Here is a 9,439-nt window from a genome sequence, read left to right as displayed (position 1 = left end):
TTATCTATCAGAACTTAAGTGATAATTCAAAATTATATTCAATGAAAACAGATGGAACCAACAAACAAAAGCTTACTGATTATGCATCCAACAGTTTTATGCCATATGAAGGGCAATTACTTTTCTTTAATTCTTCTGACAACAACAATCTATATGTACTTGATCCTTCTAAGTTAACATCAAAAAGACTATATACTATGAATGGTTCTCAATTGAAACTTATAAATAATTCTTTATACTTTATTAATGGTGATGATTCCAACACTCTATATTCTTTAACAGTTGATATTGCAAATACCAAAGTTACATTTAAACCTGAAATTTCCGAAGGTATAAATGAATACCATTTAACTTCTAAAGGAATATTCTATAGTCCAATTAGTAATGTAAATAGTGTTTATTACAAAGAATTATCAATCCATAGATAAATAAATAAAAAACGGATACAAAAAAGTATTTTATTAATGGTTACTTTTTTGATATCCGTTTTTATTTATATACTCTTACAAAATAACTTCACACTACATATATAGCTTTTATATTAACTATTATTAAAATATTCTATTATTTTAATTTATAAATCATAATAGCTACCAATAAGCATTATATTTTATAAGTTATTTACTATTTCTTTAAATTTATTTCCTCTCACCATAAAATTAGGATACATATCAAATGAAGCACAAGCAGGTGATAATGTTACAATATCTCCACTTACTGCTATTTCTTTGCTTATGTTTGTAGCTTCTTCTAAAGATTCGGCCATCTTAATATTAACCTTAACACCCTTTTCTTTTTCTAATTTATCAAAAACAGCTTTAATTTTATCTTTAGTAGCTCCCATAAGTATTAATTCCTTAATATAAGGATAACCTTCATAAGCTAATGGCTCAAATGGTATGTGTTTATCGTATCCTCCAGCTATAATTATAACTTTTTCATCAAATGCTCTGAGTCCAGCTAGAGTTCTTGTTGGACTTGAAGCAATGGAATCATTATAATATTTAACACCATCTATTTCCCTTATAAATTCACATCTATGTTCAACACCGCCAAAGCTTTCTGCAACTTTCTTCATTGATTCTATAGACACATCATCTTTAGTAGCTATAAATGCAGCAAGATAATTTTCAACATTGTGCATTCCCTTTATTACTATATTATCTTTCTTACATACCTCTTTGCCTTCAACATAAAGTACACCGTCTTTATAATAAGCTCCATCCTTGATTTCTCTCTTTGAACTAAATTCCCTTACAATACCTTTTGCTTCTTTTTCAAAATTGTAAGTAATTTCATTTTCTCTGTTTACCACTAAAATATCTTCTTTGTTTTGATGTAAGAATATATTTTTCTTTGCATCTATATATTCTTGCATATCTTTATGCATATCCAAGTGATTAGGTGCTAAATTAGTACATATTGCAACATCTATTGCTTCATTCATAGTCATAAGTTGAAAGCTAGATAATTCTAATACAACCCTATCTTCTTCTTTTATATTTTCAATTTGTGAAAACAGTGGAGTTCCTATATTTCCACCAACCCAAGTTTTATATCCTTGTTCCTCTAATATTTTAGAAATAATAGTTGTAGTTGTTGTTTTTCCATCACTACCTGTTATTCCATATACCTTTCCTTTTGTGTATCTTACGAATTCTTCCATTTCAGAAGTGATATATGAACCTTCTTCCTTAACCTTAATTAATGCTTCACTATCAATTCTCATAGAAGGTGTCTTGAATATCACATCAAAACCGGTAAGGTTATCTAAATACCCTTCCCCTAATTCTAATTTAACACCCTTGTTATCAAAATCTATTGCCACATCTCCAAGTTCATCTTTACTCTTTCTGTCAAAAGCTGTTACTTTAGCTCCTAAATCTAGTAAAAAATTAATTAATGGAATATTGCTTACTCCAATTCCTACTACTCCAACTTTTTTATTAAATATGAATTTCTTAAATTCACCAAAATCTCTTTTCATATTTGTCCTCCACTTCAGATTATCTATTTATATTTTAATCAAGTTATTATATTCTTTTCTTTTGAGTTCAATTATAACATTTAAGATGGCTTTATTCCATATTAAGGCAGCATATATTTAAAATATATACTATAAATACCACACATTTAACTACAATCAATGGCTCATACTTTCGTTTTTTAACTAAATATTTCATTTATTTGCTTTAATATTAATTCATATATAAAAATAGCTGTTTTAAAATAGATATTATATCTATTTTAAAACAGTCTATTTAATCAAATATCACTTTTAAATCAGCAATTTAATATATATATTCAGAACCATACGTTTTAATATCCTAACGTTGTAGATTAATTAAAATTAAAATTCCAAACTTTTTTGAATATAGTTTTCTAATTCGCTTATTTTAACTCTCTCTTGTTCCATAGTATCTCTATTTCTAATAGTAACCGATTCATCTTCTATAGTATCAAAATCAATTGTTATACAATATGGTGTTCCTATTTCATCTTGTCTTCTATATCTCTTTCCTATACTTCCTGTTTCATCAAAATCAAGGTTAAACTTTTTGCTTAAATCTGCATAAATATCTAACGCTCTTTCTGATAACTTTTTAGAAAGAGGTAATATAGCCGCTTTAAATGGAGCTAAAGCTGGATGTAAATGCATTACTGTTCTAACATCTCCGCCTTCTAATTCTTCTTCATCATAAGCTTCAACTAAAAATGCTAACGCAACTCTATCAGCACCTAATGATGGTTCTATAACATATGGCATATATTTTTCATTAGTTGTTTGATCTAAATAACTTAAATCTTGACCAGAATGTTCTTGGTGCTTATTTAAATCATAATCAGTTCTATCTGCGATTCCCCAAAGTTCACCCCAACCAAATGGGAATAAGTATTCTATATCAGACGTTGCATTTGAATAGAATGATAATTCTTCTTCTCCATGATCTCTCATTCTTAAACTTTCTGGCTTAACATTTAAGTTAAGTAAAAAGTTCCAGCAATAATCTTTCCAATATTTATGCCATTCTAAATCTGTTCCAGGCTTACAGAAAAATTCTAATTCCATTTGTTCAAATTCTCTTGTTCTAAATGTAAAATTACCCGGAGTAATTTCATTTCTAAATGATTTACCAATTTGAGCTATACCGAATGGTACTTTCTTTCTTGATGTTCTTTGCACTGCTTTAAAGTTTACAAATATACCTTGTGCTGTTTCTGGTCTTAAATATATTTCTGATTTAGCATCTTCAGTAACACCTTGGAAGGTTTTGAACATAAGATTGAATTTTCTTATTTCAGTATAATTCATCTTTCCACATTTAGGACATACTATCTCATGCTTTTCAATATATTCTTTTAGTTCTTCATTAGTCCAACCATCAGCTGATGCCACTTCTGCTCCATTAGCTGTCATATGATCTTCAACTAATTTATCTGCTCTAAATCTTGCCTTACATTCTTTACAATCCATTAGAGGATCTGAGAATCCACCAACATGACCTGACGCAACCCAAACTTCTCTGTTCATTAAAATCGCTGAGTCTAATCCTACGTTATAAGGACTTTCTTGAACAAACTTTTTCCACCATGCCTTTTTAACATTGTTTTTGAATTCTACGCCTAAAGGGCCGTAATCCCATGAATTTGCCAATCCACCATATATATCTGATCCCGGAAATACAAATCCTCTATTTTTACAAAGTGCTACAATTTTATCCATCGTTTTTTCTACTGCCATAGTTTATCCCTCCAAATATATTTTATTAAATGTTACATAGAACATTTTATTTTTTAAATTAGTTACTCATTTAATTTGCATTAAATGTGCTAGAAATACTTATATTTCTATATAAAACAAAAGGGCCCTAAGCACAAAGGGACGAAATTACAATTCCGCGGTTCCACCCTTCTTGGCTCAAGCCCATCTTTATCACGTTACACTCAAAAGTTCCATTCATTTTAAACCAATAATGATTTACACCAAACATCATCTCTCTTAAATTGATTTATAAACTACTCTTCTTTTTCATAATGCATATTTAATTATAAATTTATTTTAACAAAATACCTTGGTATGTCAAGGTTAAAATCTAGTCCTTCATTATAATAAATAACAAAAATTAATGTAAATAAATTCTATTATTTATATTTGGTTTTCTTTTTTAGATTCTTTCTAAAAAAGGATAAAAAAAATGGCTCCGCGAAGAGGACTCGAACCTCCAACCTATCGGTTAACAGCCGAGTGCTCCACCATTGAGCTATCGCGGAACGTCATTACTTTATTTATTATAACAGGTTTCTTAAAATATTCAACCCCTTTTCAAACTTTTTTATATATTTTTTTAACTTTTAAGTCACACTCCAACATATACATCAGCATTTAAATAACTTTATCTAGTAAATTTATTTTGCACATAAGTAAATCAATTCATTTTCATCTAATATTCAATAATACGATATTATACGATTAAAAAGATTAGTAGAATTCTTCAGTAACCATAAACATTTAAAGACCAAGAAAATCTTCTTGGTCAAATGTGTGTTTTATTATTTTCTCAATCTTATCGACAAATTTAATTTTTTATATAATTGCCCTAAAGAATAAAAAAACTGTAGTAAAATTAATTTAGTACTACAGCTTAAAATTTCTATATTAAAAAAGAATAAAAAAATGGCTCCGCGAAGAGGACTCGAACCTCCAACCTATCGGTTAACAGCCGAGTGCTCCACCATTGAGCTATCGCGGAACGTCATTACTTTATTTATTATAACAGCTTTCTTGAAATATTCAACCCTTTTTCATATTTTTTTATTTTTTATAATTGGCGTAAAAAGTAAAAAAACTGTAGTAAAATTAATTTAGTACTACAGCTTAAAATTTCTATATTAAAAAAGAATAAAAAAATGGCTCCGCGAAGAGGACTCGAACCTCCAACCTATCGGTTAACAGCCGAGTGCTCCACCATTGAGCTATCGCGGAACGTCATTACTTTATTTATTATAACAGTTTTTCTAAAACATGCAACCCTTTTTATAAAAAAAGTCAAATTTTTTCTTATACTAAAGGCCCTATATATTTTTATTAATATATAGGGCCCTCTATCTTAATTATTATAAACTATTTTTGTGGTCTCATTGTTGGGAATAATATAACATCTCTAATTGATGCTGAATCAGTTAAAAACATTATTAATCTATCTATACCCATGCCCATTCCACCTGTTGGTGGCATACCTGTTTCAAGAGCGCTCATGAATTGTTCATCCATCATGTATGCTTCATCATCTCCAAGCTCTCTCTCGTTAGCTTGTTGTTCAAATCTTTGTCTTTGAACTATAGGATCATTTAATTCTGAGTATGCATTACAAAGTTCTCTACCAAATACGAATCCTTCAAATCTTTCAGTGAATTCTGGATTTCCTCTCTTCTTTTTTGTAAGAGGTGAAATTTCAACTGGATAATCCATTACAAATGTAGGTTGAATCATATTTGCTTCACCGAATTCTTCATATAAAGCATTTAGCACTTCTCCCTTTGTTACTTTTTCTAAAGGCTTAGGGAATTCTAAATGTTTTTCTTTAGCTATAGCTTGAGCTTCTTCATTTGTTTTAATTTCATTAAAGTCTACTCCGCCATATTCCTTTACAGCATCAACCATAGTAATTCTTCTCCAAGGTGGCTTAAAGTCTATTTCAGTCCCTTGATAAGTAACTTTAGTAGTTCCATTTATCTTTTCACAAACATATGCTACCATATTTTCCGTGATTTCCATCATATCATTATAGTCTGAATATGCTTCATATAATTCAATAGATGTAAATTCTGGATTATGTCTAACTGACATTCCTTCATTTCTGAAATTTCTTCCCATTTCATATACTTTTTCAAATCCTGCAACTATTAATCTTTTAAGATATAATTCTGGTGCAATTCTTAAATACATATCCATATCTAAAGTATTATGATGAGTAATAAATGGCTTAGCTGCTGCTCCCCCTGCTATTGGTGCAAGAATAGGAGTTTCTACTGCTAAGAATCCTTTATTTTCTAGGAATTCTCTTATTCCAGAAACAACTTTACTTCTTTTTATAAAAGTATCTTTAACTTCTGAATTTGTAATTATATCTACTTCTCTTTGTCTGTATCTTAAGTCTGGATCTTTTAATCCATGCCACTTTTCTGGAAGTGGTTTTAAAGACTTACAAGTTAATTCAAATGTATTTACATTTACAGTTACTTCTCCAGTTCTTGTCTTAAATACTTCTCCAGTAGCTGCAACCCAATCTCCTAAATCAAATGTCTTATATTGTTTTAAATTTTCTTCGCCTACTTTATCAATCTTTAAAAACAATTGTATTTTCCCATCTTTATCATATATATCTGAGAATACAACCTTTCCTTGACCTCTTTTAGACATTATTCTTCCAGCAACAGTTACTTCCTTGCCTTCTAATTCATCGTATTTTTCTTTTACTTGTTCTGATGTGTGAGTTCTTTCAACTTTATAAACGTCAAAAGGATCTTTCCCTTCCTTTTGTAATTCTGCTAGTTTATCTCTTCTTAAACCTTCTTGTTCATTATATTGAGATTCTAACTCCTGCATACTCATTTCTTCTGTTGACATATTGTACCTCCAATTAACTTCTACTTATTCCTAGTATTTCAAATTTATTCATACCATCTGGAACTACTACTTCTACTATCTCGCCTACTTTTTTGCCTACTAAAGCCTTTCCAACCGGTGATTCATTTGATATTTTAAAATTCATAGGGTCTGCTTCTGCTGATCCCACAATTGAATACTCTACTTCTTCATCAAATTCATAATCTTTAACTTTTACTTTTGAACCAACTGAAACAATATCCTTTGGGATTTCTGATTCATCAACAACAACAGCATTTTTTAACATATTTTCTAATTGAACTATTCTTCCTTCTGTAAATGCTTGATCGTTCTTAGCTTCATCATACTCAGAGTTTTCACTTAAATCTCCATAGCCTAATGCTACTTTTATCTTTTCAGTTATTTCTTTTCTCTTTACTGTTTTTAAATAATCTAATTCACCTTCTAATTTTTTAACACCTTCATAAGTCATAACATATTGTTTTGCTTCGCTCATATATTTTACTCCCCTTTAAAACCTTCTATTTTAATTAAATAATACGCCTTAAATTTCCAATAAACTCAGATAAACCCTGTTATTAGATATATCTTAAAAACAGAGTAAATTTAAGCTTTATTTCTTACGATTGCCTAATAATAAGCGTTTTTCCTTGAAATCATTTAACTAATTATAAATCAGCATATTTGATATGTCAACAAATCTTAATTCAATTAGATCAGTTTATCAAGCTCCATAATAATAGTTTTAATTAAAATTTTATTTATCATCAACTCTATAATTATTGCCTACTACTTTATTATTTACTCTAATTATTTTTAAAGAACACTAAAATCCATATTAATTTTATAAGTATAACTTATATTACTAAAAGTAAACTTATTATAATCTATATTATTCCAGAATATAGATTATAATTCCTATAAATATATCTATTATATGCACTTTTTATAGTTCGTCCTTATATTTTGTTAAAATTTCAATTACCTTATCACTATCATCTAATACATTTATTGAATTTCTAATATCAGTACATCTTGGAAGTCCCTTTATGTACCATGATGCATGCTTCCTCATCTCTCTTATAGCTTTATATTCTCCATCATATTTTATAGCTAACTGATAATGTCTGAGGCACATTTCAACTTTTTCTTTATTAGAAACTTCTTCAATAGTTTCACCATTCAATACATTCGCTATTTGCTTAAACAGCCAAGGATTTCCTTGACTTCCCCTAGCAACCATTATTGCATCGCAATTAGTAAGTTCCTTCATTCTAAGCGCGTCTTCTGGAGTGAATACATCTCCATTTCCTATCACCGGAATTGAAACACTATCTTTTATTTTCTTTATTATATCCCAGTCTGCTTTACCTTGATACATTTGCTTTCTTGTTCTTCCATGAATTGCTACGGCATCAACTCCCGCTTGCTCCATACCCTTGGCAAATTCTACTGCATTAATATTATCTTCATCAAATCCTTTTCTAAATTTAACAGTAACAGGCTTTGTTGAAATCTTCTTTATAGCTTTCACAATTTCATATGCAAGCTCTGGTTCATTCATCAATGCAGATCCCTCTCCATTTTTAACTATCTTTGGAGCTGGACATCCCATATTAATATCAATAATGCAAATATCATCTCTATGATTTAAGTGTTCCTCACATATACTCGCCATTATTTCTGGATCTCTACCAAAAATTTGAGCCGCTACAGGTTTTTCTTCATCTGCAATTCTAAGTAACGCTTGTGTGTTCTCACTGCCATAATATAGCGCCTTAGCACTTACCATTTCAGTATAAACCAAACCACATCCCATTTCCTTGCACAATCCTCTAAATGATATATCAGTAACGCCAGCCATAGGTGCTAAAAATACATTATTATCAAAGGTTAAATTTCCTATTTTCATCTAGAATTTGCTCCTTATTCTTTTCATATAATATTTTTAATCCTTCTAATGTCAAATCAGAATCAACCTTGTCTATAATATTAGTTTCTTTAGCTATTAAATTAGCTAATCCTCCTGTTGCTATTACAAACGGTTCTTCATTGCAATTGCCTTTTTTCATTTCTTCTTTCATTTTTTTAACTATATATTCAACTTGCCCAATATAGCCAAATATAATACCTGCTTGCATACTTGTTATTGTATTCTTACAAATTATATTTTTAGGTACCTCTAATTCTACTCTAGGAAGCTTAGCTGCTCTTTCAAATAATGCATCTGCTGAAATTCTTATTCCTGGACATATACATCCACCAAGATAATTACCATTTGCTCTTACTGCACAAAAAGTAGTAGCTGTTCCAAAATCAATTATTATAACTGGTTTTTTATAAATTTCATATGCTGCTACAGCATTTACTATTCTATCTGCTCCAACTTCTCTCGGATTATCATATTTTATATTTATTCCTGTTTTTATTCCTGGTCCCACTATTATTGGTTCATGCGAAAAACACTTTCTAAGCATATTTTCCAAAGAATGCATTATATTGGGAACAACAGAAGAAACTATAACTCCATCAATATCCTTAGGATTTATATCACTTAAACTAAATAATTGCATAACTTGTATGCTATACTCATCTGATGTTTTACTTCCATCACTTGAAATACGCCAACTAGCTATATATCTTTCTCCATCATGTACTCCTAAAACAATATTGGTATTACCTGCATCTACAAGTAAAATCATTGAAAGCACCACCTTAATATAGTTAAATTAAAAGCAGCTCTTAGAGCTGCCTTAACATAAAAATCGATTTAAAAATAACAATATAATTTTAACAATTCTGACTCATTTG

General features: G+C 29.5%; 7 protein-coding genes and 3 tRNA genes (1 of these 10 cut by a window edge). 1 reads left to right on the top strand and 9 read right to left on the bottom strand.

From position 1 onward, the window contains the following. Positions 1 to 428 carry the 3' end of a DUF5050 domain-containing protein gene (locus tag CLSA_RS00745; protein ID WP_022743507.1) on the top strand. The gene continues 595 nt to the left of window position 1, outside the view, so only the last 428 of its 1,023 coding nucleotides appear in the window; its start codon lies beyond the left edge, outside the window; it ends in the stop codon at positions 426 to 428. Between the two features lie 182 nt (positions 429 to 610). Here CLSA_RS00745 and murD read toward each other — a convergent pair whose 3' ends face one another. From murD to CLSA_RS00700, 9 genes are all read right to left on the bottom strand, one after another. Beyond that, positions 611 to 1,987 (bottom strand): UDP-N-acetylmuramoyl-L-alanine--D-glutamate ligase, encoded by a 1,377-nt coding sequence (murD, locus tag CLSA_RS00740; RefSeq protein ID WP_022743506.1) that lies wholly within the window; start codon positions 1,985 to 1,987, stop codon positions 611 to 613. 363 nt (positions 1,988 to 2,350) lie between these two features. After that, positions 2,351 to 3,742 (bottom strand): glycine--tRNA ligase, encoded by a 1,392-nt coding sequence (locus CLSA_RS00735; RefSeq protein ID WP_022743505.1) that lies wholly within the window; start codon positions 3,740 to 3,742, stop codon positions 2,351 to 2,353. A 455-nt stretch (positions 3,743 to 4,197) separates the two neighbouring features. Then, positions 4,198 to 4,272: transfer RNA gene (locus CLSA_RS00730), tRNA-Asn, on the bottom strand. A 404-nt stretch (positions 4,273 to 4,676) separates the two neighbouring features. After that, positions 4,677 to 4,751 (bottom strand) — tRNA-Asn (locus CLSA_RS00725). 158 nt (positions 4,752 to 4,909) lie between these two features. After that, positions 4,910 to 4,984 (bottom strand) — tRNA-Asn (locus CLSA_RS00720). A gap of 138 nt (positions 4,985 to 5,122) precedes the next feature. Beyond that, positions 5,123 to 6,628: a lysine--tRNA ligase gene (gene lysS / locus CLSA_RS00715; protein ID WP_022743504.1), complete on the bottom strand. Its 1,506-nt coding sequence runs from the start codon at positions 6,626 to 6,628 to the stop codon at positions 5,123 to 5,125. Positions 6,629 to 6,641: 13 nt separating this feature from the next. Beyond that, a complete protein-coding gene (gene greA, locus CLSA_RS00710; RefSeq protein WP_022743503.1) occupies positions 6,642 to 7,124 on the bottom strand; it encodes a transcription elongation factor GreA in 483 nt (160 codons plus the stop codon). Between the two features lie 450 nt (positions 7,125 to 7,574). After that, positions 7,575 to 8,540, bottom strand: coding sequence for a tRNA dihydrouridine synthase DusB (dusB, locus tag CLSA_RS00705; RefSeq protein WP_022743502.1), 966 nt, complete (start codon positions 8,538 to 8,540; stop codon positions 7,575 to 7,577). Then, complete coding sequence (locus CLSA_RS00700) at positions 8,515 to 9,330, bottom strand: type III pantothenate kinase (protein ID WP_022743501.1); 816 nt, start codon at positions 9,328 to 9,330, stop codon at positions 8,515 to 8,517. Before CLSA_RS00700 ends, dusB begins: the two co-directional genes overlap by 26 nt. Between the last annotated feature and the right edge of the window lie 109 nt (positions 9,331 to 9,439).

The organism is Clostridium saccharobutylicum DSM 13864, assembly GCF_000473995.1.
Classification (GTDB): domain Bacteria; phylum Bacillota; class Clostridia; order Clostridiales; family Clostridiaceae; genus Clostridium; species Clostridium saccharobutylicum.
The sequence above is the reverse complement of the archived record's forward strand: the minus strand, read 5'-3'. Positions and strand labels throughout refer to the sequence as shown.

Coding starts and splice junctions, on each gene's coding strand:
- murD (WP_022743506.1), bottom strand. CDS start 1,987: ATGAAAAGAGATTTTGGTGAATTTAAGAAATTCATATTTAATAAAAAA.
- CLSA_RS00700 (WP_022743501.1), bottom strand. CDS start 9,330: ATGATTTTACTTGTAGATGCAGGTAATACCAATATTGTTTTAGGAGTA.
- dusB (WP_022743502.1), bottom strand. CDS start 8,540: ATGAAAATAGGAAATTTAACCTTTGATAATAATGTATTTTTAGCACCT.
- lysS (WP_022743504.1), bottom strand. CDS start 6,628: ATGTCAACAGAAGAAATGAGTATGCAGGAGTTAGAATCTCAATATAAT.
- CLSA_RS00735 (WP_022743505.1), bottom strand. CDS start 3,742: ATGGCAGTAGAAAAAACGATGGATAAAATTGTAGCACTTTGTAAAAAT.
- greA (WP_022743503.1), bottom strand. CDS start 7,124: ATGAGCGAAGCAAAACAATATGTTATGACTTATGAAGGTGTTAAAAAA.